General features: G+C 71.8%; 24 protein-coding genes. 12 read left to right on the forward strand and 12 right to left on the reverse strand.

The features are described 5' to 3' along the window. Positions 1 to 97: 97 nt before the first annotated feature. From ACT2CW_RS33920 to miaA, 5 genes are all read right to left on the reverse strand, one after another. Positions 98 to 1,678 carry a M1 family metallopeptidase gene (locus tag ACT2CW_RS33920; RefSeq protein WP_445519353.1) on the reverse strand — a complete coding sequence of 527 codons (1,581 nt, stop codon included), beginning with the start codon at positions 1,676 to 1,678 and terminating at the stop codon, positions 98 to 100. A 119-nt stretch (positions 1,679 to 1,797) separates the two neighbouring features. Then, complete coding sequence (locus ACT2CW_RS33925; protein WP_445519354.1) at positions 1,798 to 4,053, reverse strand: RelA/SpoT family protein; 2,256 nt, start codon at positions 4,051 to 4,053, stop codon at positions 1,798 to 1,800. A gap of 137 nt (positions 4,054 to 4,190) precedes the next feature. Beyond that, complete coding sequence (gene dapF / locus ACT2CW_RS33930; protein WP_445519355.1) at positions 4,191 to 5,123, reverse strand: diaminopimelate epimerase; 933 nt, start codon at positions 5,121 to 5,123, stop codon at positions 4,191 to 4,193. 111 nt (positions 5,124 to 5,234) lie between these two features. After that, positions 5,235 to 5,732: a hypothetical protein gene (locus tag ACT2CW_RS33935; RefSeq protein ID WP_164432534.1), complete on the reverse strand. Its 498-nt coding sequence runs from the start codon at positions 5,730 to 5,732 to the stop codon at positions 5,235 to 5,237. A 108-nt stretch (positions 5,733 to 5,840) separates the two neighbouring features. Beyond that, positions 5,841 to 6,779, reverse strand: a complete 939-nt coding sequence (gene miaA, locus ACT2CW_RS33940) for a tRNA (adenosine(37)-N6)-dimethylallyltransferase MiaA (protein WP_445519356.1) — start codon at positions 6,777 to 6,779, stop codon at positions 5,841 to 5,843. A 285-nt stretch (positions 6,780 to 7,064) separates the two neighbouring features. Here miaA and ACT2CW_RS33945 point away from each other — a divergent pair, with 285 nt between their 5' ends. Beyond that, positions 7,065 to 7,247, forward strand: coding sequence for a gliding motility protein (locus ACT2CW_RS33945; RefSeq protein WP_244202654.1), 183 nt, complete (start codon positions 7,065 to 7,067; stop codon positions 7,245 to 7,247). A gap of 24 nt (positions 7,248 to 7,271) precedes the next feature. Continuing rightward, a complete protein-coding gene (locus tag ACT2CW_RS33950; RefSeq protein WP_037958196.1) occupies positions 7,272 to 7,514 on the forward strand; it encodes an antitoxin in 243 nt (80 codons plus the stop codon). 112 nt (positions 7,515 to 7,626) lie between these two features. Here the strand turns inward: ACT2CW_RS33950 and ACT2CW_RS33955 are convergent, their stop codons facing one another. Together ACT2CW_RS33955 and miaB are read right to left on the reverse strand one after the other, a co-directional pair. Then, a complete protein-coding gene (locus ACT2CW_RS33955) occupies positions 7,627 to 8,376 on the reverse strand; it encodes a class III extradiol dioxygenase subunit B-like domain-containing protein (protein ID WP_445519357.1) in 750 nt (249 codons plus the stop codon). 22 nt (positions 8,377 to 8,398) lie between these two features. Continuing rightward, positions 8,399 to 9,931 (reverse strand): tRNA (N6-isopentenyl adenosine(37)-C2)-methylthiotransferase MiaB, encoded by a 1,533-nt coding sequence (gene miaB / locus ACT2CW_RS33960; protein ID WP_445519358.1) that lies wholly within the window; start codon positions 9,929 to 9,931, stop codon positions 8,399 to 8,401. Positions 9,932 to 10,066: 135 nt separating this feature from the next. Here miaB and ACT2CW_RS33965 point away from each other — a divergent pair, with 135 nt between their 5' ends. Then, complete coding sequence (locus ACT2CW_RS33965; protein ID WP_445519390.1) at positions 10,067 to 10,789, forward strand: IclR family transcriptional regulator; 723 nt, start codon at positions 10,067 to 10,069, stop codon at positions 10,787 to 10,789. 175 nt (positions 10,790 to 10,964) lie between these two features. Beyond that, complete coding sequence (locus ACT2CW_RS33970) at positions 10,965 to 11,954, forward strand: TAXI family TRAP transporter solute-binding subunit (RefSeq protein ID WP_445519359.1); 990 nt, start codon at positions 10,965 to 10,967, stop codon at positions 11,952 to 11,954. Between the two features lie 63 nt (positions 11,955 to 12,017). On the opposite strand, the gene ACT2CW_RS33975 is transcribed toward ACT2CW_RS33970, so the two are convergent. Next, positions 12,018 to 13,454 (reverse strand): ATP-binding protein, encoded by a 1,437-nt coding sequence (locus ACT2CW_RS33975; protein ID WP_445519360.1) that lies wholly within the window; start codon positions 13,452 to 13,454, stop codon positions 12,018 to 12,020. An 18-nt stretch (positions 13,455 to 13,472) separates the two neighbouring features. Then, positions 13,473 to 14,183, reverse strand: coding sequence for a response regulator transcription factor (locus ACT2CW_RS33980; protein ID WP_037958178.1), 711 nt, complete (start codon positions 14,181 to 14,183; stop codon positions 13,473 to 13,475). Positions 14,184 to 14,489: 306 nt separating this feature from the next. On the opposite strand from ACT2CW_RS33980, the gene ACT2CW_RS33985 reads away from it, so the two are divergent. The 8 genes from ACT2CW_RS33985 to ACT2CW_RS34020 all read left to right on the forward strand — a co-directional run bounded on the left by ACT2CW_RS33985 (position 14,490) and on the right by ACT2CW_RS34020 (position 21,322). Next, positions 14,490 to 15,266 (forward strand): amino acid ABC transporter ATP-binding protein, encoded by a 777-nt coding sequence (locus tag ACT2CW_RS33985; RefSeq protein ID WP_182471390.1) that lies wholly within the window; start codon positions 14,490 to 14,492, stop codon positions 15,264 to 15,266. Positions 15,267 to 15,365: 99 nt separating this feature from the next. Further along, a complete protein-coding gene (locus ACT2CW_RS33990) occupies positions 15,366 to 16,277 on the forward strand; it encodes a glutamate ABC transporter substrate-binding protein (protein WP_445519361.1) in 912 nt (303 codons plus the stop codon). Positions 16,278 to 16,391: 114 nt separating this feature from the next. After that, positions 16,392 to 17,039, forward strand: a complete 648-nt coding sequence (locus ACT2CW_RS33995) for an amino acid ABC transporter permease (RefSeq protein ID WP_020868017.1) — start codon at positions 16,392 to 16,394, stop codon at positions 17,037 to 17,039. Beyond that, a complete protein-coding gene (locus ACT2CW_RS34000) occupies positions 17,036 to 17,980 on the forward strand; it encodes an amino acid ABC transporter permease (protein ID WP_445519362.1) in 945 nt (314 codons plus the stop codon). The genes ACT2CW_RS33995 and ACT2CW_RS34000 overlap by 4 nt, the downstream gene beginning before the upstream one ends. A gap of 236 nt (positions 17,981 to 18,216) precedes the next feature. Beyond that, positions 18,217 to 19,956: an FAD-dependent monooxygenase gene (locus ACT2CW_RS34005; RefSeq protein ID WP_445519363.1), complete on the forward strand. Its 1,740-nt coding sequence runs from the start codon at positions 18,217 to 18,219 to the stop codon at positions 19,954 to 19,956. Positions 19,957 to 20,173: 217 nt separating this feature from the next. Continuing rightward, positions 20,174 to 20,263, forward strand: a complete 90-nt coding sequence (locus tag ACT2CW_RS34010; RefSeq protein WP_309471148.1) for a putative leader peptide — start codon at positions 20,174 to 20,176, stop codon at positions 20,261 to 20,263. Positions 20,264 to 20,324: 61 nt separating this feature from the next. Further along, a complete protein-coding gene (locus ACT2CW_RS34015; RefSeq protein WP_445519364.1) occupies positions 20,325 to 20,912 on the forward strand; it encodes a cysteine dioxygenase in 588 nt (195 codons plus the stop codon). After that, complete coding sequence (locus ACT2CW_RS34020) at positions 20,909 to 21,322, forward strand: rhodanese-like domain-containing protein (RefSeq protein ID WP_445519365.1); 414 nt, start codon at positions 20,909 to 20,911, stop codon at positions 21,320 to 21,322. The genes ACT2CW_RS34015 and ACT2CW_RS34020 overlap by 4 nt, the downstream gene beginning before the upstream one ends. 65 nt (positions 21,323 to 21,387) lie before the next feature. On the opposite strand, the gene recX is transcribed toward ACT2CW_RS34020, so the two are convergent. The 3 genes from recX to ACT2CW_RS34035 form a co-directional block, all read right to left on the reverse strand. Continuing rightward, a complete protein-coding gene (gene recX, locus ACT2CW_RS34025; protein WP_037958163.1) occupies positions 21,388 to 21,999 on the reverse strand; it encodes a recombination regulator RecX in 612 nt (203 codons plus the stop codon). Positions 22,000 to 22,002: 3 nt separating this feature from the next. Then, complete coding sequence (gene recA, locus ACT2CW_RS34030) at positions 22,003 to 23,142, reverse strand: recombinase RecA (RefSeq protein WP_445519366.1); 1,140 nt, start codon at positions 23,140 to 23,142, stop codon at positions 22,003 to 22,005. 137 nt (positions 23,143 to 23,279) lie between these two features. Further along, complete coding sequence (locus tag ACT2CW_RS34035) at positions 23,280 to 24,485, reverse strand: AI-2E family transporter (RefSeq protein WP_445519367.1); 1,206 nt, start codon at positions 24,483 to 24,485, stop codon at positions 23,280 to 23,282. Positions 24,486 to 24,560 lie beyond the last annotated feature (75 nt).

Below are 24,560 nucleotides of genomic sequence, written 5' to 3' on the forward strand. Positions count from 1 at the left end.
GTCACTGTCGACAACGCGTGGCGGGCCCGGGGGATTCCCCCGCCGGGGCCGGCCATGGACGCCGACCCCTTGATGGTCGCACGCGGCGGGCGGGCCGTCACCCGGGTTTCACGGCCCATGGCACCGCGTAACGGACCGCGTGCCGCCCCGCCCGCGCGCCGGGCAGCGCGGCGCCCTTCGTGGTCGCCTTCTCCGCCTGCTTCCAGTCGGGGTGTCCCGGCATCGGCGGCGTCTTCCTGCCGTACAGCCACGGATGGAGGAATCCGCTGAGATCGTGCCCCGCCACGGCGGAGGCCAGCCGCACGAAGTCGGCGGTCGAGGCCACTCCGTCGCGGTGGCGGAGCACCCATTGCCGCTCCAGCCGCTCGAAGGCGGCCCGGCCGATCCGCTGCCGCAGCGCGTACAGCACCAGCGCGCTGCCGTCGTAGACCACCGGGCGGAAGATGCCGATCGGCTGGCCGGGGTCGGCGGCCTCGGGGGCCGCGGGCGGCCCTCCCTCGGCCCGCCAGGCGTCGGACTGCCCGTACGCCTTGCGCATCCGCCGCTCCAGGCTCGCCTTACCGCGCTCATCGGCGTACAGCGCCTCGTACCAGGTGGCGTGGCCCTCGTTGAGCCACAGATCGGACCAGCGGCGCGGGCTGACGCTGTCGCCGAACCACTGGTGCGCCAGCTCATGCACCATGATCGACTCGATGTACCACCGGGGCAGCTGACCGCTGGTGAACAGATCGCGCTCGAAGAGGGAGAGCGTCTGGGTCTCCAGCTCGAAGCCGGTGGTGGCGTGGGCGATCAGCACGCCGTAGGTCTCGAAGGGGTAGCGCCCGGCCTTCCTCTCCATCCAGGCCAGCTGCCCGGGGGTGCGCGCGAGCCACTTCTCCAGCCGTGCGCGGTCCGCCGCGGGGACGACGTCGCGCACCGGCAGCCCATGGGGCCCGGTGCGGCGCGGCACCGCGGAGCGGCCGATGGAGATCTGCGCCAGCTCGGTGGCCATGGGGTGGGCGAGGCGGTACGTCCAGGTGGTGCGCGCTCCCTTGCGGACGCGCTGGCCGGGCAGACCGCCCGCGACGACCGTAAGGCGCTTCGGAGCGGTGATCCGGAAGGTGAAGCGGGCCTTGTCTGCGGGGTGGTCGTTGCACGGGAAGACCCGGTGGGCGGCGTTGGCCTGGTTGGCCATGGCCAGCCCGTCGCTGGTGCGGACCCAGCCGCCGTTCGTGCCGCTCCGCGGATCGCTGGTGTGGCGGACGGTGACCCGGAAGGCGGCGCCCTTACGGAGGGGGGCGAGCGGGGTGATGACCAGGTCTTCACCGGCCCTCGCGAACCGGGCCCGCGCTCCGTCGACCCGCACCGAGTCCACGGCGCCCTGGGCGAAGTCGAGGTTGACGGTGCGCAGCGGGGCGGTCGCGCGGGCGTCGATGGTGGTGACGGCGTCGAGCGGCCGGTCCTGACGGTGGTAGGCGAACGCGATGTCGTACGCCGTGACGTCGTACCCGGGGTTCCCGAGCTGCGGGAAGAGGGGGTCACCGATGCCCAGGGGGCTCGGGTGCGCGGGGGACACCGGCCCCGCGGCGGAGGAGGGGCCGACCGCGAGGAAGACCGCGGCCATCGCGGCGGCCACCGGCGCGGTCCTGCGGCGCCGGGTACGCGGCGGCCGGGGGCGGCGCCCCGAAGAAAGCGTCATGCCCTACGGCTACCAGTGCCCCGCCGCCCGCGCAGTCGCTCCCGGCCCTGATCCACCCGAAGGAGTTCAGACGGCCCGACCGTGGTCGGGAACGGGCCGCTCAGGATCGCGCCCGCCCGTCAGTGCGCCGCGGCCATGCTGCGGCCCTCGCGCGTCACGTCGTAGACCCCGGGGACGTTCCGCATGGCCCGCATCAGCGTGGGCAGCCTGCCCGCGTCGGGCAGCTGGAGCGTGTAGGTGTGCCGGACCCGTTGCTCACGGGGCGGTTCGACGGCGGCCGCCACCACCTCCGCGCCCTCGGCGGCGATGGCCTCGGTGAGATCCGCGAGCAGATGCGGCCTGCTGAACGCCTCCGCGAAGAGGGTCACGCGGTAGTCGCCGCCCCCGTCCCCGTCGTCCTCGTCCGCCCAGCGCACTCCGACGGCCGTGCGCCCGGTCGAGGTCATCCGCGCCACTCCGGGGCACCGCTCGCGGTGCACGGTGACGGCGCCGCCGCGGACCGCGAAGCCGGTGATCGCATCGGGCGGCACCGGGGTGCAGCAGCGGGCGAGCCGTACGGTCGCGCCGGGCAGGTCGACGACGATGCCCGCCTCGGGACGGCCCGCACCGGTCGACGCGGGGGCGACGGTCTGGCCGCCGTGCGAAGCCTGCGAAGCCTGTGAGCCCCGCGTGGCCTGCGCGTCCTGCGTCTCGTGGCCGTCCTGGCCGTCCTGCCTGTCCTGCCCGTCGCGGTCGGTGAGCCCGGAGGCGGACTCCGGCGCCTCGGCGGGCTCCCGGAGCTCGTGCTGAGACGCCGGATGGGCCGCCAGCCAGCGGTTGATGGCGATGCGGGCGGCCGGGGTGCGGGCGTGGTCGAGCCACTCCGGCGAGGGGCCGTGGGATGCGGTGTCCCGGGAGTCGCTCGCCATCAGCAACTGCAAGGTGTCGCCGTCGCGCAGCACCGTGCTCAGGGTCGCGATCCTGCCGTTGACCCGGGCGCCGATACAGGAGTGCGCGTCGTCGCCATACAGGGCGTACGCGGCGTCCACACAGCTCGCCCCCGCGGGCAGGCCGAGCGTCCCGCCGTCGGAGCGGAAGACGGTGATCTCCCGGTCCTGGGCGAGGTCATCGCGAAGCGAGGTCCAGAAGATGTCGGGGTCGGGGGTGGCGCTCTGCCAGTCGAGCAGCCGGGACAGCCAGCCGGGGCGGGTGGGGTCGGCCCGCTCGCCCTCGGGGGCGTCCACACCCTCCGTCGGGGCGTACGGATTGCCGAGGGCGATCACTCCGGCCTCGGCGACCCGGTGCATCTGGTGGGTGCGGATGAGGACTTCGGTGACCTCGCCGTCGCGCCCGGCCACGGCCGTGTGCAGCGACTGGTAGAGGTTGAACTTGGGGACCGCGATGAAGTCCTTGAACTCCGAGATCACCGGGGTGAAGCAGGTGTGCAGTTCGCCGAGGACCGCGTAGCAGTCCGCGTCGTCGGCGACCAGGACGAGAAGGCGGCCGAGGTCGGTGCCGGTCAGCTCGCCGCGCTTGAGCCCGACCCGGTGGACGGAGACGAAGTGCCGCGGCCGGACCAGGACTTCGGCGGTGATGCCCGCCTCGTGCAGCACGCCCCGTACGTCCTCGGCGGCCTGGGCCAGCGGGTCGGGGCGGCCGGCGTGGGCCAGGAGGAGCTCGCGGGTCCGCGCGTACTCCTCGGGGTGGAGGATGGCGAAGACCAGGTCCTCGAGCTCGGTCTTGAGCGCCTGCACCCCGAGCCGCTCGGCGAGCGGGATCAGCACATCGCGGGTGACCTTGGCGATGCGCGCCTGTTTCTCGGGGCGCATCACGCCGAGGGTGCGCATGTTGTGCAGCCGGTCGGCGAGTTTGATCGACATCACCCGGACGTCGTTGCCGGTGGCGACGAGCATCTTGCGGAAGGTCTCGGGCTCGGCCGCCGCGCCGTAGTCGACCTTCTCCAACTTGGTGACACCGTCGACGAGGAAGCGGACCTCCTCGCCGAACTCCTCCCCCACCTGATCGAGGGTCACCTCGGTGTCCTCGACAGTGTCGTGGAGCAGCGAGGCGGTCAACGTCGTGGTCTCGGCGCCCAGTTCGGCGAGGATCAGCGTGACGGCCAGCGGATGGGTGATGTACGGCTCACCGCTCTTGCGCATCTGGCCGCGGTGGGAGGACTCGGCCAGGACATACGCCTTGCGGAGCACATCCAGATCGGCTCCGGGGTGGTGGACGCGATGGACCTTGGCCACATGCTCGATCGCGTCCGGCAGCCGGCCGCGGGAGGCGGACCCGAGCAGGGCGGCCCGGCTGAACCTGCGGAGATTGCGCAGGTCGATGCGGGGGAGGCCGCGCCTGCGACCGAACGGGGCCTGGTCGGTGGCCTCTGCGCTCATGGGCAACCTCCGGCGGCGTCGAGCGTCAACCGGCGTGGGTACTCCCCCGGGGCCGGTGCTTGATGCTATCGAGCCCATCACGCACGGCCGACCGGCTCTCGCCCAGAGTGAAACGGATCACCCATTCGAGGGAAGTGTCAGCCGAGGTCCGTGCCCAGCCAGGAGGGATCGATCTCCCCCTCGGCCACGATCACGGCAGGGCCGGTCATCTCCACCGTACCGTCCGGCCGTTCACTGATGACAAGCCGCCCTCCGGGAACGTCCACGGTGTACGTGACGGGGTGGCCGGTGACGGCCGGATCGGCCCCGTCACGGCGGGCGGCGGCGACCATCACGGCGCAGGCGCCGGTGCCGCAGGAGCGGGTCTCGCCGGAGCCGCGCTCATGCACCCGCATCGCGACATGGCGCGGGCCGCGGTCGACGACGAATTCGACATTGGTGCCGTGCGGGTACGCGGCGGCGGGGCGCACGGCGGGCGCCGTGAACAGATCACCGGCCTGGGCGAGGTCGTCGACGAAGGCGACCGCGTGCGGATTGCCCATGTTCACGTTGCGCGCGGGCCAGCTGTGGTCACCGACCGTGACCGTAATCTCCCCTTCGGGGCCGGGCCCGGGCAGCGCGGCCTCGCCCATCACCACGGTGATCGGGCCGTCGGACCCGGTCGTGGCCTCGCCCGGCCGGGCGGCGTCACCGGCGTCCTTGGCGATATGGGCCCGGCGCACCCCGGCCCGGGTGGCGATCGCGAGATCGCCCGCCTCGACCAGCCCGGCGCGCTGAAGGTACCGGGCGAAGACGCGGACTCCGTTGCCGCACATCTCGGCGATGCTGCCGTCGCTGTTGCGGTAGTCCATGAACCATTCGGCCTGGTCGGCCATGGCCCGCGCCTCGGGGTGCGCCGAGGACCGCACGACGCGGATCAGGCCGTCACCGCCGATACCGGCTCGGCGGTCGCAGATCCGGGCGACGGTGGCCGCGGACAGCTCCAGACGGCCGTCCAGGTCGGGGACGATGACGAAGTCGTTCTCGGTGCCGTGCCCCTTCAGGAAGGCCAGCCGTGGTGCGGTGCTCATCCCTCGATCCTACGGGGCTCCGCCCGCACCGGCCCCCGGTGCCCGGCCCGCCTGGGAGAACCACTGGCCGGAGGGCCTGAGCAGACCGGAGGAAGTCCTCCAGCGGAGCGCTCAGCGGAGGCGGGCCACCCGCCAGAAGGTGAGGGCGACCAGCAGGGCCACGATCGCGACATAGAGCACGACGAAACGCCAGTCCGGGCGGCGTCCGGAGCCTCTGGGGGGCAGACCCGGCCAGGTGTAGCCCACCCGGCGGGCGGCCATCAGGCCCCAGCCCGCCGCACAGCTGCTCAGCAGCAGGCCGAGCATGGCCACGACCGCCCCTCCGTCGCCGAACTCGAAGGCGAGCGGGAAGGCGAACATCAGCGAGCCGAGGATGGCCAGGGCGACGATCGGCGCGATCTGCCAGATCCGCAGCCGGCGCGGCGGGCGCAGCTCCCGGAAGGACTCCCCGGAGACCGAGCCCGCGCCGGTCTCGCCCTCGGAGCCGTCCTCGAGGACCGGCGCGCCGGGTTCGTGGAGCCCTCCGGCCTCATCGGGGCCGTCCGGGGTCAGCGGCCGCGCGTCTCCGTGCGGCGATTGCTGCGATGCGTCGCGAGGGCCGGCCTCCATCGCCACACGCCCTCCCAACTCCAGACACCACGGCACGATCGGAGCTTGATGATGGCATGCCCGCCGGGGCCCCAATGACGAGCTGAGCTTCCCGATGCCATGACGTGATCAGGCTGTGACCGCCCGTTCAACCAACGCGAGCGCGCTCGCCAGGAGTTCCCGTCTGCGGTCGGCCGCTCCGCTGAGCCAGTGGACCCTGGGATCGCGGCGGAACCAGGAGTCCTGACGGCGTGCGAACCGCTTGGTGGCGCGCACGGTTTCGGCCCTCGCCTCCTCCTCGCCGCACTCTCCCGCGAGCGCGGCGAGCACTTGCTGATAGCCCAGCGCGCGGGAGGCGGTACGGCCGGAGCGCAGCCCGGCGTCCTCCAGCCGGCGGACCTCCTCGACCAGCCCGGCGTCCCACATCCGGTCCACCCGCAGGGCGATCCGCTCATCCAGCTCGGGGCGCTCGACGTCGACGCCGATCTGAAGCGTGTCGTAGACCGCCTCGTGCCCGGGCAGATTGGCGGTGAACGGGCGGCCCGTGATCTCGATGACCTCCAGCGCCCGGACCACCCTGCGGCCGTTGCTGGGCAGGATCGCGCGCGCCGCCTCGGGGTCGGCGTCGGCGAGCCGGGCGTGCAGGACCCCGGAGCCCCGCTCCTCCAGCTCGGCCTCGAGCCGGGCCCGGACGGCGGGGTCGGTGCCCGGGAATTCGAGGGCGTCGATGGCCCCGCGGATGTAGAGGCCGGAGCCGCCGACCAGGACGGGGGTGCGGCCCTCGGCGAGCAGGCGGTCCATCTCTGCGCGGGCCAGCCGCTGGTACTCGGCGACGCTCGCGGTCTGGGTGACGTCCCAGATGTCCAGCAGCCGGTGCGGCACCCCCTGCCGCTCGTCCTCCGTGAGCTTGGCGGTGCCGATGTCCATGCCCCGGTACAGCTGCATGGAGTCGGCGTTGACGACCTCGCCGTCGAGGTGTCTGGCGAGTGCGACGCCCAGATCGGACTTTCCGGCCGCTGTGGGGCCGACGACGGCGATGACTCGCGGCGGATGGCCTGCTGTATTCACCGGGCCAGTCTCGCAAATGCCCCGGGGGCACCTCGAATGAGCGACGTGACGGGGCACCGCCGGGTTCGTTGCCTGTTGCGAGGTTCCGAAGGCCGGTTCGGGGAATCGGTCGCCGCGCGCCGCGCAGTCGCCGCGCACCGCACAAGGGGGGACTCCGGGCGGCGCGGGATTTCGCCCACGCGAGTTTCGCCCACACGAGTAAGGTATGGAGTAGATATGGGCGTGTTTTCCAGGTTTCGTCGTGCGTCGAAGGAGGCGAGCCGTTCGTCCAAGGAGGCACCGTCCGTGCGGGACGCCCAGGCCACGGCCGACGCCATGACGGCGGAAACCGAGTCCGGGACCACCGATGGGGCTGAGACCGCGCGGAGCGGGAAGGAGAACCCGGCGGGTGAAGGCGCCGGGATCCCCAAGCAGCAGTCCGCGGCCGAGGCGGCCGACAGCGAGACCGGCGAGAGCGCCCGCGCATAGGCAACCGACGAGGGTAGGTGGCACATGGGCCTGATGGACAATCTCAAGGCCAAGGCCGGTCAGATGAAGGGCAAGGCCGGCAGCTTCGCGCAGCAGCACGAGGCCAGGATCGAGCGGGGCCTGGAGAAGGCGGCCAAGTCGGTCGACACCAGGACCAAGGGCAAGTACAGCGCCAAGATCGAGACTGGCACGGGCAAGGCGAAGGACGCTCTCAACCGCCTCTCGCAGATGGACGAGCGCAAGCCCAAGCACAAGGGCGACGCATAAGACCGGCCAAGCGGACAAGGCACAGAAGACGGGGGCGGGCGATGCCGGGCCCGGACCGGCCGGCCCCGCCGGTACGCGGCCGTGGAGCGTGGGCTCCACGGCCGCGAGCGGCCTATGACGACCAGCTCGCCACGAAATACCCCACGCCGTACGGCGCTTCGTCATACCGCAACTCCCCCTTCAGGCGCGTTCCCTCGCCCGCCCCCGCGAGCACCTGGAGCGGCGCACGGCCAGCCGCCTTGAGCTCATACGCCAACTCCTCGTCGAGCGCGGCCAGCGCCCCGGTGTCGGCGGCCGCCAGCGACCGCGCCACCTCGGCGTCGAACGCGGCCGCCCGCTCGTCGAGATAGCCCGGCGCCTTCAGCGTGCGGCATGCGGTGCCGTCGCCCATCACCAGCAGCGCGACCCGCTCCGCCCGCCCGGCGAGCTCCCTTCCGACTTGAATACACCGCTCGGCCGCGAGAGGTTCCCCCACACCCAGCCCCTCGACGGGCACCGCCGGGTCCCACCCCGCGTGCTCCAGCAGCCAGGCGCCGACCGCCAGCGACGTCGGCAGCGAGCGCGAGGACCCGCCGTCCGCGGCGTCCTCGCGGCCGGATCCCCCCGCCACCGGCGCGGCGAGCCGCACATCCACCTCCACGCCGAAGCCGCGGAACGATCCGGGCGCGCCCTGCGCATGCGGCCCGCGCCCGGCGCGATCGGCTGGCCCCAGCACGATCAGGCGCTCCGGACGCGCCGCCGCGAGGGCGTGGACGGCCTCGAAGCACTCCGCGCGCAGCCCGTCCAGCTCGGGGGCGGCTCCGGCGGCGACCTCGGGCACCAGCAGCGGCGGACACGGGCAGACGGCGGCGGCGATCAGCATGATCGTGAGCCTAGCCGCGCGCTCAGTCGCAGCCGCAGCCCGCGGTGGGCGCGGCCGGCTGCGGCGGCGGGGCGCCCACCGTCGGCAGGCCCAGCATCACACCCGCGGGCTTCTTCTCCTCGGGCGCGTTCCGCCGCTCCCAGGCGTCTCCGGCGCGGGTGCGCCGCACGCCCCGGGCCGGGCCCTCGGCCAGCAGATGGTGAGGGGCGGCGTAGGTGATGTCGACAGTGACGACATCACCGGGGCGCACCGGCTCCTCGGGCCGCGCGAAGTGCACCAGACGGTTGTCGGGGGCGCGGCCGGACAGCCGCCGCGTGGCGTCGTCCTTACGGCCTTCACCCTCGGCGACCAGCACCTCCAGCACGCGCCCGACCTGCTTCTTGTTCTCCTCCCAGGAGATCTCCTCCTGGAGGGCGACCAGCCGCTCGTAGCGCTCCTGGACGACCGCCTTGGGCACCTGGCCGTCCATCTCGGCCGCGGGCGTCCCGGGCCGCTTGGAGTACTGGAAGGTGAACGCCTGGGCGAACCGCGCCTCGCGCACCACGTGCAGCGTCTGCTCGAAGTCCTCCTCGGTCTCCCCGGGGAAGCCGACGATGATGTCGGTCGAGATGGCGGCGTCCGGCATCGCGGCGCGCACCTTCTCGATGATGCCCAGGTAGCGCTCCTGCCGGTAGGAGCGGCGCATCGCCTTGAGCACGGTGTCCGAGCCGGACTGAAGCGGCATGTGCAGCTGCGGCATCACGTTCTCCGTCTCGGCCATGGCGGCGATGACGTCGTCGGTGAAGTCGCGCGGATGCGGCGAGGTGAACCGGACCCGCTCCAGGCCCTCGACCTTCCCGCAGGCGCGCAGCAGCTTGCTGAACGCCTCGCGGTCGCCGATGTCGGAGCCGTACGCGTTCACGTTCTGGCCGAGCAGGGTGATCTCGGTGACGCCCTCGGCGACCAGGGTCTCCACCTCGGCGAGGATGTCGCCGGGGCGGCGGTCCTTCTCCTTGCCGCGCAGCGCCGGGACGATGCAGAAGGTGCAGGTGTTGTTGCAGCCCACGGAGATGGAGACCCATGCGGCGTACGCGGACTCGCGCCGCGTCGGCAGCGTGGAGGGGAAGGCATCCAGGGACTCGGCGATCTCGACCTGGGCCTCCTCCTGGACGCGGGCGCGCTCCAGCAGCACCGGCAGGCTGCCGATGTTGTGGGTGCCGAAGACCACGTCGACCCAGGGGGCCTTGTTGACGATGGTGTCGCGGTCCTTCTGGGCCAGACAGCCGCCGACGGCGATCTGCATGCCCGGCCGCCGGGCCTTGATCGGCGCGAGCCGGCCGAGGTTGCCGTACAGCCGGTTGTCGGCGTTCTCCCGCACCGCGCAGGTGTTGAAGACGACGATGTCGGCCTCGCCCTCGCCGGTGCCCTCGGGCGCGCGGACATAGCCCGCCTGTTCCAGGAGGCCCGAGAGCCGCTCGGAGTCATGGACATTCATCTGGCACCCGTAGGTGCGGATCTCGTAGCTCTTGGGTGCTTGAACGTCCACTGCCGGGCTCCGGTCGCTGCTGATGGTCACCCAACAAGGGTAGGCGCTCACAGAAGCCCCTCTGCCGGGCGGTGGACCGGGCCACCGGCCCGTCCCCCGGGGGTGGGCCGACGGCCGGGTACCGGCACACTGTGTTCCATGACACGGAACAGCGCACAGGGCAATATGCTCGACAAGGCGATGGCGGTGCTCGGCTGCTTCCGCCCCGATGGCGGGGCGTTCCGTCTCACGGAACTGTCCGCGCGGACCGGGCTCGCCAAGACCACCGTGTTCCGGCTCTGCGCCGATCTGGTCCGGCTCGGCCTGCTCGAACGTGACGCCGAGACCTACCGGCTCGGAGGCGCCCTCTTCGAACTGGGCTCACTCGTCCCCCGTCGGCGCGATCTGCGGGAGGCCGCGCTGCCGTTCCTCCAGGACCTCTTCGAGGCCACGCACGAGACCGTGCACCTCGGGGTGCGCGAGGGCCACGAGGTGGTCTACGTCGAGCGCATCCATGGCCACGACGCCCTTCGGCTGCCGTCCCGCATCGGCGGCCGACTGCCCCTGACCTGCACCGGCGTCGGTAAGGCGCTGCTGGCGTTCTCGGGCTCCGAGCTGGTCGAGGAGGTCCTGGCCACGCCTCTGCCCGCCCTCACGCCCCACTCGATCACCGATCCGGACCGGCTGCGCACGGCCGTCGAGCAGGCCCAGGTCGCGGGTCTGGCCTACGAGGAGGAAGAGGCGGCCCCGGGGGTCAGCTGCATCGCGGCTCCCGTCTTCGACGGGCCGACCTCGGTGGCGGCGCTGTCGGTGGCCGTACCCCGCGGCCGCTTCCGGCCGGCGCAGCTGGCACCGGCGGTCCGGACGGCGGCCCTGGGGCTGTCGCGGGCCCTGCGCTCCGGCAGATGAGGGGGCGGCGCCCGCGCAACGGGATCCGCGACTCGCCCCGCCCTTCCACGGGATCCGCGACTCACCCCCGCCCTTCCATAGCGACTCGCCCCGCCCTTCCGTAGCGACTCGCCCCCGCCCTTCCGTAGTGGGTCTCCCCTCCCCTCCCGGCAGCGGGCCTGGCAGGATCCTCGTCATGGCCCTCACCCTTCCGCGCCTGGACCGGCGCCGCGCCCTCCAGTCAGCCGCCGCGGGCCTCGTCGCCCTCGGGCTGCTGCTGTGGTGGCTGCTGGCGTCGGGCGGTGGCGCCTCGCCCAGCGGCCGGGTGACGTTCGCGACGGGGGTCTCCACCGGGGTCTACGACACCTATGGCCGGATGCTCGAGCAGGACCTCGCCCGGGACCTCCCCGATGTCGATGTGCGGCTGGAGCAGTCCAGGGGTTCCCCGGACAACGTCGAGCGGCTGGCCCGGGGCAGGGCCACCTTCGCCATCGCCGCCACCGACGCCGTCGCCGCCTACCAGGGCGAGGGAGCGGGGCGGCTGCGGGCCTGCGCCCGGCTGTACGACGACTACATGCAGCTGGTCGTGCCGAGAGGCTCGTCCGTGCAGTCGGCCCACGACCTGAGGCATCTGCGAGTCGGGGTGGGCGGCGACGGCTCCGGCGTGCAGCTGATCACCCGGGCGCTGATCAAGGCCTCCGGGCTCGACTTCGACCGGGACATCCGGGCCGAGCGGGTCGGCATCGACGCCATGCCGAAGCTGCTGCGGCAGGGCAAGCTCGACGCCTTCTTCTGGTCGGGCGGGCTGCCGACATCCGCGGTGCGCACCCTGGCTCACGCCTACCCGATCCGGCTCGTCCAGCTCGGCGACCTCACCGGCCCGCTGCATCGGCAGGGCGGGGTGACGCGCTACTACCGGGCGGCCACCGTGCCCGCCGACGCGTACGAGGAGATACGCAGGCCGGAGCCGGTCAAGACGATCGCCGTACCGAACCTCCTGGTCACGACGGACCGGGTGGCCCCCGATCTGGCGGAGGGCGTCACCCGCACGGTGATAGAGAACCGGGACCGTATCGGGGCGAAGGTGCACGCCGCCCAGAAGGTGGACCTGCGGACCGCCGTCTTCACCGACCCCCTCGCCCTCCACAAGGGCGCGGCCCGCTATTACCGTTCGGTCAAGCCGTAGTCCGGCACCGCCGCCGCCCCCTGCCCGGCTCGTGGTACCGCCGTCACGTCCTTACGGCCCGCGTCACGTCCTTACGGTCGTCACGGTCTCACCGGGCCCCGTCCGCGGCACCGTAATGGTCACGCGCAGACCACAGGGCTTGTTGGGCGCGTAGTGGATCGTGCCCCCGCCCGCCGTCAGCAGCGCGCGGGTGATGGACAGGCCAAGGCCCGAGCCCGAGACGTTCTGGTGGCGGCCGCTGCGCCAGAAGCGGTCGCCGATGCGGGCGAGTTCGTCCTCGGTGAGGCCCGGGCCGCCGTCGGCGACGACGATCGCCACGGTGTCGCCCTCCGTGCGCGCCGAGACCTCCACATGCGCCCCCTCGGGCGTGAACTTCAGGGCGTTGTCGACGACGGCGTCCAGCGCGCTGGACAGGGCCACCGGGTCGGCCCAGCCGGTGATGGCCGCGGGGCCGGTGTAGGCGAGCCCGACCTCCTCCCGCTCGGCCACCGGAAGCCAGGCGTCCACCCGGTCGGTCGCCAGCTCCGCGATATCGGTGAGCCGCAGATCCGCGGCGGTGTGCTCGGCCAGGGCGAGGTCGAGCAGATCGTCCAGGACGCTGGCCAGGCGCTTGCCCTCCGCGCGCACCGAGGCGATCTCCTCATGGCCGTCCGGCAGCTCCAGCGCCAGCAGCTCGATGCGCAGCAAGAGCGCGGAGAGCGGATTGCGCAGCTGGTGCGAGGCGTCGGCCACGAACGCCCGCTGCTGCTCAAGGACCTGCTCGACGTTGTCGGCCATCTCGTTGAACGAGCGGGCCAGCCGCCGCAGCTCCGGGGGCCCGGAGGCGGCCGCGACGCGTGACTGCATCCGCCCGGTGGCGATGTCATGGGTCGCGGTGTCCAGGACGCGCACGGGCCGCAGCACCCATCCGGTGAGCCGGAAGGCGGCGCCGACGGCCAGCAGCATCGCGGCGCATTCGCCCCCGCCGATCACCAGCCAGCCGTGCAGGATCCGCGACCGCATCTGGCCGGTGGGCGAGTCGGTGACGACGACGGCCACCACGTCCCCGTCGCGGACGACAGGAGAGGCCACGGTGAGCCTGCCCCGCTGCCAGGGCCACACCTGGGGCGGATCGTGGCTGCGGCGCCCGGCGAGGGCCTCGTCGAACGCCTGGGCGCTCTCACCCGAGTCCGGCAGCCGCCAGCCGCCGGGCGCCTCGGCCATGGGCGGTGCGTCCCGGTCCCGGTAGAAGACCCCGGCCCGGATGCCGTACAGATCGTGGTAGCGCTTGAGCTCGGCGCGCAGGGTGCCCAGCCGCTCGTTCCCCTCGGCGCCGACCGCCCCCGTGGGCCCGGCGGTGACGAACTGGGCGAGCGCGGCGAAGCGCGCGGTGTCGTCGATCCGGTCGACGACCACGCGCTGCTGCTCCCGGGCGGCCAGGCTCCCGGCGAGCGGGAAGCCGAGCGCGAGGAGCACGCCCGCCATGAGGACGATGAGGAGCGGGAGGAGCCGCGTGCGCACCGAGGGAGCCCCGGTCGCTCAGCCGGCCGGGGCGACGAGGCGATAGCCCACCCCGCGCACCGTCTCGATCAGAGCGGGCATCCGCAGCTTGGAGCGCAGGGAGGCGATGTGGACCTCCAGGGTGCGCCCCGTCCCCTCCCAACTGGTGCGCCAGACCTCACTGATGATCTGCTCCCGGCGGAAGACGACACCGGGGCGCTGGGCGAGCAGGGCGAGCAGATCGAACTCCTTACGGGTGAGCGAAACGGTCGTCCCGTGGACGGAGACCTGGCGGGTGGGCAGCTCGATGGTCACCGGGCCGAGCCGCAGCGGCGGATGGGAGCCGTCCGGGCTCTCCTCGGGGCCATGGCCCGGGTCGTGGGCGGCGGTGCGGCGGCTGACGGCGTGGATCCGGGCGAGCAGCTCCATGGTGTCGTACGGCTTGACCACGTAGTCGTCGGCGCCGAGGTTGAGCCCGTGTATGCGGGAGCGCACATCGGCGCGTGCCGTCACCATGATCACGGGGATGGCGGTGCGCTTGCGGATCTTGCCGCACACCTCGAAGCCGTCCTGGTCGGGCAGGCCCAGGTCGAGGAGGACCACGCCGAAGGGGGCGCCGGAGTCCGGCAGCAGCGCCTGGAGCGCCTCCTCGCCGCTGCGGGCGTGGGCGACCTCGAAACCGTGCTTGGAGAGCATGGCGGACAGCGCCGCGGCGACATGGTTGTCGTCCTCGACGAGCAGCAGTCTCACCGGCCCCTCCGCCACCTTTCCGTATCAGGGGAGACGCGCCCCGTACGCGTCCCCGTCACCATGTCTTCGAATGCGGCCACGAACATGGCCACAGGGCATCCACCCCGATCGACGGGCAGCCGTCAAGACGCATTCGGTCACACACGGGTTTCCGTTACGCAGCCGGTACGGTGCGCGTCGCCCCGTTCACGCAGAGTGTCGTGTCGCGGCCATATCGTTATCCTCAATTTCAGCTCAGATGTAATGACGCTGGTCGCGGGCGCTCATTAGTGTCCTCCCAACCGAGGAGGACGGAGCGAGACGCCGATGAGCGAAGTATCGGTGACCAAGGACGCCGCACCGGTGGCGAACGCGTTGGTTGCGCTGTCAGGAGTCAACAAGCACTTCGGCGCGCTGCATGTGCTCCAGGACATCGACCTGACCATCAGCCGGGGTGAAGTGGTCGTCGTCATCGGGCCGTCCGGGTCCGGGAAGTCGACGCTGTGCCGCACGGTCAACCGGCTGGAGACGATCGACTCCGGCTCCATCACGATCGACGGCAAGCCGCTGCCCCAGGAGGGCAGGGAGCTCGCCCGGCTGCGTGCCGACGTCGGCATGGTCTTCCAGTCCTTCAACCTCTTCGCGCACAAGACGGTGCTCGAGAACGTGATGCTGGGCCAGGTCAAGGTCCGTAAGTCGGACAAGAAGGCCGCCGAGGAGAAGGCCCGCACGCTGCTCGACCGGGTCGGCGTCGGCGCCCAGGCGGACAAGTACCCCGCCCAGCTGTCCGGTGGCCAGCAGCAGCGCGTGGCGATCGCGCGCGCCCTGGCCATGGACCCGAAGGTGATGCTCTTCGACGAGCCGACCTCGGCGCTGGACCCGGAGATGATCAACGAGGTGCTGGAGGTCATGCAGCAGCTCGCCCGGGACGGCATGACGATGGTCGTCGTCACCCATGAGATGGGCTTCGCCCGCTCCGCGGCGAACCGGGTGGTCTTCATGGCCGACGGCCGGATCGTCGAAGAGGCCGAGCCGGAGCAGTTCTTCAACAACCCCCGAAGCGACCGGGCCAAGGACTTCCTGTCGAAGATCCTGCACCACTGAGCCGGCTGAGCCCGCCGGACCCGCACATGGCCCGGCAGACCGCTCCACGTTCGCCACTGCGTATGTGAACCACGTACTGAACACAGAGGGATGGGCACCATGAGGATTCGTAAGACGGCCGCGGCGGCCACGGTGGTTCTCGCGCTGGCCGCGACGGCGACCGCCTGTGGCGGCGAGAAGGGCACCGCAGGGGACAAGCCGAAGGGCGGCGAGGTCTTCAGCGGCGAGTACACGGTCGCGAAGGATGTGAAGATCGACTCGCCGACCCTGAAGGCGGCGCAGAAGCGCGGCAAGATCGTCATCGGCGCCAAGGCCGACCAGCCCTTCCTCGGGTTCCAGGACACCGAGGGCAAGCGCTCCGGCTTCGACATCGAGATCGCCAAGATGGTCGCCGCCGACCTCGGCTTCTCCGCCGACAAGATCAGCTTCAAGACGGTGGACTCCAACGTCCGCGAGACCTCGATCTCCAAGGGCCAGGTCGACTACTACGTCGGCACCTACACCATCAACGACGAGCGCAAGAAGCAGGTCGGCTTCGCGGGCCCGTACCTCACAGCCGGTGCCGACCTGCTGGTCCGCAAGGAGGACAAGGGCAAGATCACCGGCCCGGACAGCATCAAGGGCAAGAAGGTCTGCTCGATCGTCGGCTCCACCCCGCTCCAGGAGATCAAGAAGCCGAAGTACGGCGCCAAGACCACCGAGCTGAGCAAGTACTCGCTCTGCGTCAAGCAGCTGCTCGACGGCCAGGTCGACGCGGTCACCACCGACGACGCCATCCTCAAGGGCTACGCAGCCCAGCGCCCGAGCAAGCTGTACGTGGTCGGCAAGCCGTTCACCGAGGAGCCGTACGGCGTCGGCATGGCCAAGAACGACAAGGCGCTCCGCGACGCGATCAGCGACTCGCTCGAGAAGCACATCAAGAACGGCGACTACAAGAAGGCGTACGAGGGCACGCTCGGCAAGTCCGGCTCCTCCTACGTCGCGCCGAAGACGCCCCTGCCGCGCTACTGAGCAGGGTTCCCCGACGGGCACGTTCGCTCGTCCGCCCGTTCACCTGTTCACCCGTTCGCCTCGAAGCCGGTGCGCTCCGCACGCCGCTGACCTGACCGCTACCGCGGAGAATCGATGAACGTACTTCTCGATCATTTGCCCCAGTTCCGGGAGGGGTTCCTGGGAACCCTCTCCATCACGGCGGCCAGTGCGGCGCTGGCTCTCGTTCTGGGCGTCGTCATAGCCGGCTTCCGGGTGTCGCCCATACCGCCGCTGCGGGCGTTCGGGACGGCCTGGGTCACGCTGCTGCGCAACACCCCGCTGACCCTGCTGTTCCTGATCTCGTTCTTCGTGATCCCGCAGATCTTCTTCCCGGGGACGAGCCCCTTCGTCCTCGCCATGATGGCGCTGGGCTGCTACACGTCGTCCTTCGTCTGCGAGGCCGTGCGGTCCGGTATCAACACCGTGCCGCTCGGCCAGGCGGAGGCCGCCCGCAGCCTGGGGATGACCTTCTTCCAGACCCTCCGGCTGATCGTCCTCCCCCAGGCCACCCGGTCCGTGATTCCCCCGATGAGCAGCATCTTCATCGCGCTCACCAAGAACTCGGCCATCGCCGGGGCATTCAGCAACACCGAACTGTTCAATGTCTCGAAGCTGCTGAGTGACAAGGGCTTCGCGATCGGCTGGATCTTCCTGTGGATCGCGCTGTGCTACCTGGTCATCACGTTCGCCATCAGCGGTCTCTTCCGGCTGCTGGAGAACCGCCTGGAGGTGGCCCGATGAGCTCGAGCGTCCTGTACGACGCCCCCGGCCCCAAGGCCCGCGTCCGGAACCGCATCTTCTCCGTGGTCGGCGGCCTGGCCGTCCTCGGGCTGATCGTCTTCGCGGTGGTGCGGCTGAACGCCAAGGGCCAGTTCGCGCCCGAGATGTGGGACATCTTCAACTACGCGGGGGTGCGGAACAGCATCCGCGACGGTGTGATCACCACCCTGAAGGTGTTCGCGGTCGCGGCGGTCCTCTCCCTCGCCCTCGGTGTGCTGCTGGCCACCGGCCGGCTCTCGGACCACAAGCCCGTCCGCTGGCTCGCGACCGGCTTCATCGAGCTGTTCCGGGCCGTCCCGCTGCTGATCACCATCTACGTGCTGTGGGTGCTCTTCCTGACCTACCGCTCGGACCTGGGGCTCAGCGGTGACAACACCGGCTTCTGGGCCCTGGTCATCGGCCTTACCGTCTACAACGGCTCGGTCCAGGCCGAGGTCCTGCGCGCGGGCATCAACTCGGTGCCCAGGGGCCAGCGCGAGGCCGCGTACGCGCTGGGCATGCGCAAGACCCAGGTCATGATGACGGTCCTGGTGCCGCAGGCCGTAAGGGCGATGCTGCCGACCATCATCAGCCAGCTGGTGGTGACCCTGAAGGACACCTCGCTCGGCTACGTCATCACCTACCAGGAGCTGCTGTTCCAGCTTCAGCAGCTGGCCGGCAACATCGTGGTCAACGACGAGAACCCGTACGTTCCGGTGATCATCGTCGGCGGTGTCATCTACATCGCGATGTGTCTGGCCCTCTCCGCCCTCGCCACCTGGATCGAGCGGCGCGGCCGGCGTGCCAAGACCGGCATCCGGGTCGCGGACGCCGGGCAGCCGCTCGCGGCCGCCGACGCGCTCGACGTCGTCGACCAGTCCACGACCTCGGCACCGGACGCGTCCGCGGGCAAGACGAACTGAGGGGACGTCCCCGGCGACCGGGCGGACGCCGTCCGGAAGGGCCGGGCGGACGCCGTCCGGGGAGGCCGGGCGGATGAGCGAGACCCTTAGCAGGGCGGTGGCGCACGCGCCACCGCCCTTCGTCGCTTGACGCGGGCAGCGGCAGTGGGTTGCATGCTTTCTGTGATCGCTCACCGGGTTTCAACTGCCAGTTTCCGTACGTCACGTACGACCCGCAGGGCCACAGGAACCGCACCGTGGACCCGGTGATCGTCGCCGGGGCGGGCCCGGTCGGCCTCACCCTGGCCCTCGCCCTCGCGCGCCTCGAGGTGCCCGTCATCCTGCTGGACGAGTCCACGGAAGCCGAGGAGAGCCGCCTGGCCCGCACCGTCGTGCTGCGCCCGGACGCCGCCGCCCTGCTGGAGCGGCTGGGCTGCCGGGTCACCGCCCGCACCCGGCCGTGGACCGGATGGCGCACGATGCGGCGGCGGCAGCTGGTGCGGCAGGTGCCCCTCACTCCCGGCGCCCTCTTCGGCGGTTCGCCCTCGTCCGAGCGCGGCACCGGCGGCTGGGACGGCGGCCTTATGGAGGCCATGGAGGCTCCCGAGGGCGACGGGCACTCCCCGGAGGACGAGACGGCACCGGTGTCGGCGCCCTCACCGCTGCATCTGCCCCAGCACGAGCTCACCCGGGCGCTGCGGGGCTCGCTGGCCGCCGTGGGCGACGAGGACCTCGTCCGGATCGTCTCCGGAACCCGGATCGACGACCTGGAGCAGGACGACCACGGGGTCGGGGTGCGCACCCGGGGCGCCCAGGCCACCTGGTGGCGGGGCAGCTATCTGGTGGGCTGCGACGGGCCGCGATCCACCGTCCGCAAGCTCCTGGGCGTGCGCTTCCCGGGCCGTACGGCGGTGGAGCGGCACGCCGTCGCGGCGCTGCGCGCCGAACTCCCCTGGCCCGGCGAGGCCCTTCTGCACCGCTCCCCGCCCTGGCGCAGCATCGACGCCGAGGTCACCGCCCGGCCGCTGCCGCACGGCCTGTGGCGGATCGACTGGCTGCTGCCGCCCGGCCGCGATCTCGTCACCCCCGACGCCCTGATGGTGCGGGTGCGCGACACCCTCGCGGGGTGGTGCGGCGAATCCGAGCCCCCCTATGAGCTGCTGGACACCGGCGTGCACACCGTGCACCACCGGCTCGCGCTGCGCTGGCGCGTCGGGCGCGCCTTCCTGGCCGGGGACGCCGCCCATCTGCTGGGCGCGCTCGGCACCCAGGGGCTCGAGGAAGGGCTGCGGGACGTCGACAACCTCGCCTGGAAACTCTCCCTCGCCTGGCACCACGGGGCCTCGGACGCCCTGCTCGACAGCTATCAGGCGGAGCGGCGCGGAGCCGTCGGGGCCCGGCTGCGCGCGGCCGACCAGGCGCTGCCGCTGGTGCGGGCGGCCGGCGGCTGGCACGCGGTGCGGCGCACCGTGCGGCCCGGCGGGGCGCGCGGGCACGACGCGCTGCTCACCGACGGCCATCTCGGGCGGGGTCCGCTGGGCGCGCCGCCGGTCTACGACCGTTCGCCACTGGCCCCGGCCACGTCGCCGGACGGCTCGGTCGCGGTGGGCACGGCGCTCGGGGCACCGGTCGCCGATGTGCCGGTGACCGCGCCGGACGGCTCGGTCGTACGGCTGCGGGAGCGGCTCGGGCGGGAGCTGCTGGTGGTGCTGGTCGCCCCCGGCACCGGGGTGTGGGACCGCCGCCACTGGATGCGCGCCGGGCTGATGCCGCGGCTGGCGGCGGCCGTCGCCGCGCTGCCCCTGCGCACCGAGCTGCTGGTCACCGAGGCGTATCCGGGTGCTCCGGCGCACACCGTGCTGCTGGTGCGGCCGGACGGCCATCTCGCCGCGGCACTGTCCGGGGTGCGGCCGAGCGCGCTGTACGCGTGCGCGGACGCGGCCAGGGGCGGAATCGCGGCCAGGGGCGCCCCGGCGGAGGCGAGCGCACGGCGGTAGCGCGGGAGACGCGGCGGGCTCAGCGGGGGCGCGCCCGGGTTCGCGCTCGGGCGCCCTGGTCGCGTCTCCGGGCGCGGGCGGTCGTCTGCGGGCGTGCTGTAGTCCGTGCGCTGGCGTGCGTGGAGTCCGTGCGCGGGCGTGCGTGGTCCGGACGCGCATCCACGTCCGAGGCCGGTGAGATTGACCTTCCTTTCCGGCACATGATTCACTTCGCAGCGTGACTGACACGTGCTTGCCTCGCTTCTGGCGGAGGGTCCATCTGGACCTGGTCCGCTACGCGGGCTGTGTCTGTCGTCCGTCCTGTTGATCCGCTTCCTTCCCGCGCGGCACAGCCGCGCCCCTTTCGCGATCATTCAGGACGGTTCTCTGTGCCCGACGTACGCACTTCCCCCTCCAGTCCCACGCACCTCTCCGCGGGCCTCGTCACGGACCCCGGTACGGACCCCGCAGCCGGGCCCGTCGCCCCGCCCAGCGCCGCGGAACTGCTCGACTTCGCCCGCCGGACCGCCGCCGACGCCGAGCTCGTCGCCTCGCTTCCGCTCGATCCGGAGGGCCGCACCTGGCTGCGGCTCGACGGTCCGGGCGGCAGCGAGGCCTGGCTGATCGGCTGGCCTCCGGGCACCGGCACCGGCTGGCACGACCACGGCGGCTCCCATGGCGCCTTCGTCTCGGCGGCCGGTGAGCTCAACGAGCAGTCACTCGCCGCGCGTCTGCCCACCGAGGGCTGGAAGACCTTGGAGCTGGCCGACGGTGTGGACCGCGAACGGCGGCTGCCCGCCGGGCAGGGCCGGGCCTTCGGACCGCATCATGTGCATGAGGTGATCAACCCGTCCGACACCGAGCATGCGGTGTCGGTGCACGCCTACTATCCGCCGCTGCCGCTCATGCGGCGCTACAGCCGTACCGGTCAGACGCTGCGGCTGGAGCAGGTCGAGCGGCCCGAGGAGTGGGGATGAACACGATGGGCACGACCAACACGACCAACACGACCAAGCGGAGCGTGGACGAGCTGCTGGCCGAGGCCCGCGAGGAACTCGACCGGCTGGAGCCCCTCGACGCCGCGGCGGCGCAGGTCGAGGGCGCGCTGCTGGTGGACATCCGGTACGCGGCGCTGCGGGAGCGCGACGGCACCATCCCGGGGGCGCTGATCGTCGAGCGGAACGAGCTGGAGTGGCGGCTCGACCCGCAGTGCGACCACCGACTGCCCGAGGCCACCCACCACGATCTGCGGGTCGTCGTGGTGTGCAACGAGGGCTACGCCTCCAGCTTCGCCGCGGTCTCGCTGCGCCGGCTGGGACTGGCGCGGGCCACCGATCTGATCGGCGGCTTCCAGGCGTGGCGCGCGGCGGGCCTCCCGGTGAACTGAGGGGTCGTCACCCCGCCCTCAGCCCCGAGACCGAGCCACGGGCCCCTCAAGAGCCACCGGGCCGCTCAGAGGTCGGGAAGGTGATGCTCCAGCAGCTCCGGGTCCTCGCCCTCCTCCTCCAACGCACGCCGCACCACCCGCAGCGCCAGCCCCTCCGAATAGCCCTTGCGGGCCAGCATCCCGGCGAGACGGCGTATCCGCTTCTCCCGGTCCAGGCCACGGGTGGCCCTCAGCTTGCGCTCGACCAGCTCGCGCGCCGTCCGCTCCTCCTGATCGGCGTCGAGCTGCCCCACGGCGTCGTCGATCAGGGCGGAGTCCACGCCCTTGGTGCGCAGCTCCCGGGCGAGCGCCCGCCGGGCGAGCCCCCGGCCGTGGTGCCGGGACTCCACCCACGCCTCCGCGAACGCCGCGTCGTCGATCAGCCCGACGTCCTCGAACCGGGACAGCACCTCCTGCGCGGCGTCATCGGGGATGCCCCGGGTGCGCAGCGCGTCCGCGAGCTGCTTACGGGTGCGCGGGGTCCCGGTGAGCAGGCGCAGGCAGATCGCCCGCGCCTGCTCCTCCGGGCCCGGCGGCGGCCCCTGCTCGGCCCTCGACAAGGAGGGGGCGCCGCTGTCCGGACGGTCCGGGCGCTCCGGACGGCCTGGGCCGTCCGGCCATTCGGTCCGCCGTGTCATGGGTCAGCTCTTGGCCGCGGCGGCCTTGGCCGCCTTCGCCCCGGACTTGGCCGCCGGGGCGGCCACGGCCTTCGCCGGTGCGGCGGCGGCCACGCCCGTGGCACCCGCCGCGTCCGCGGTGGGCTCCGCGGCGGCCGGGTCCTGGGGCTTCACCCCGATGCCGAGCTTTTCCTTGATCTTCTTCTCGATCTCATTGGCGAGATCGGGGTTGTCCTTCAGGAAGTTGCGGGCGTTCTCCTTGCCCTGGCCGAGCTGGTCCCCCTCGTAGGTGTACCAGGCACCGGACTTGCGGACGAAGCCGTGCTCGACGCCCATGTCGATCAGACCGCCCTCGCGGCTGATGCCCTGGCCGTAGAGGATGTCGAACTCGGCCTGCTTGAAGGGCGGCGCGACCTTGTTCTTGACGACCTTGCAGCGGGTGCGGTTGCCGACCGCGTCGGTGCCGTCCTTGAGGGTCTCGATGCGCCGGATGTCGATGCGGACCGAGGCGTAGAACTTCAGCGCCCGGCCACCGGTCGTCGTCTCCGGGGAGCCGAACATGACGCCGATCTTCTCGCGCAGCTGGTTGATGAAGATCGCGGTGGTCTTGGACTGGTTCAGCGCACTGGTGATCTTGCGGAGCGCCTGGCTCATCAGCCGGGCCTGGAGACCGACGTGGGAGTCGCCCATCTCACCCTCGATCTCCGCGCGCGGCACCAGGGCGGCGACGGAGTCGATGACGATGAGGTCGAGAGCGCCGGAGCGGACCAGCATGTCCACGATCTCGAGCGCCTGCTCGCCGTTGTCCGGCTGGGACAGGATCAGCGAGTCGGTGTCCACGCCGAGCTTCTGCGCGTAGTCCGGGTCGAGGGCGTGCTCCGCGTCCACGAAGGCGACCGTGCCGCCCGCCCGCTGGGCGTTGGCCACCGCGTGCAGGGTCAGGGTCGTCTTACCCGAGGACTCCGGGCCGTAGACCTCCACCACGCGGCCGCGCGGCAGGCCGCCCACGCCGAGGGCGACGTCGAGCGCGGTCGACCCGGTGGAGATGACCTCAATGGGGTCGTTCGGCCGGTCGCCCATGCGCATCACGGCGCCCTTGCCGAATTGCCGTTCAATCTGTGCGAGCGCGGCGTCGAGGGCCTTCTCGCGGTCGGTTCCTGCCATGGGTCCCACCCGGTTTGCTTGAGTCGATCGCTTCACGTCCATGACGCTAGCGCCTGCCACTGACAAGCGGCCCTGACGTCCTCGGCCTGTGGATAACTGCCGGAGCCCTCCATGAGAATGGATGTTCGATTTTTGTGTCAACTACGCCGCGCCAGCGCGGCGCGCATCCGCGCGAGGGCCGAGCCTCCGCGCCGCCGCGTGCGCCCGTGCACCCGCAGATCGTCGGTCACGTCATAGCGCTTGATGTACGCGCCGAGGAACGCCTGAAGCGTCGCGGTCGCCGGAATCGCGATCAGCGCGCCCACCGCGCCCAGCAGCGCGGTGCCCGCGATCACCGATCCGAAGGACACGGCCGGGTGGATGTCCACCGTCCTGGCGGTGATCCTCGGCTGGAGCAGATAGTTCTCGAACTGCTGGTAGATCACGACGAAGATCAGGACCCACAGCGCGTACCAGGGCTCGATGGTGAACGCGATCAGCATCGGCAGGGCCCCGGCCAGGTAGGTGCCGATGGTCGGGATGAACTGCGAGATCAGCCCCACCCAGACGGCGAGCGCCGGGGCGTAGGGCACGCCCAGGGCCTCCAGCAGGATGTAGTGGGCGACGCCGGAGATCAGGGCCATCAGCCCGCGGGAGTAGATGTAGCCGCCGGTCTTGGCGACCGCGATCTCCCAGGCGCGCAACACCTCGACCTGCCGGGTCGGCGGCAGCACCGAGCACAGGGCGCGGCGCAGCCGGGGGCCGTCGGCGGCGAAGTAGAAGGCGAACAGGGTCACCGTCAGCGTCTTGAACAACCCGCCGAGCACCTGTGCGGAGACGTCCAGCACATTGTCGGCGCTGTTCTTGACGTAGCTCTGGAGCCAGTCGGAGTGCAGCAGGCTGTCCTGGATCTCCAGACGCGACAGATGCGTATGGAATGTGTCGTTGATCCAGCTGACCACGTCGTCGAGGTACTTCGGGAAGTCCTGGACCATGGTGATGATCTGATCGGCGAGCATCGAGCCGAGCAGGGTGAAGAAGCCAGCGGTGCCGACGAGGATGGCGAGAAAGACCAGCCCGGTGGCCAGCCCGCGGCGCATGCCGCGGGCGGCCATCCGGTCCACGGCCGGTTCGATCGCGAGCGCCAGGAAGAACGCGATCAGGATGTTCAGCAACAGCCCGGTCAGCTGGTCGAAGGCCCAGGTCGCAAGGCGGTAACAGGCCACCAGCGCGAGTGCGAGGACCATGGCGCGCGGCAGCCAGCGCGGCATGCGCGCGGCGCATTGCGGGGATTCCGAGGAGGCCCGAGCGGCGCTCGGGTTGTCGTCGGCGTCGGAGGAGAGGGTCTCTTCGGTCGGGGCCACGGAGCAAGTGTGGCGTACACCGGTCGTAGAAATCCGGCCACCCCGGGAAGCTGATGGGTCCGGAGTGCCCGGGGC

Source organism: Streptomyces sp. NEAU-174, assembly GCF_052665095.1.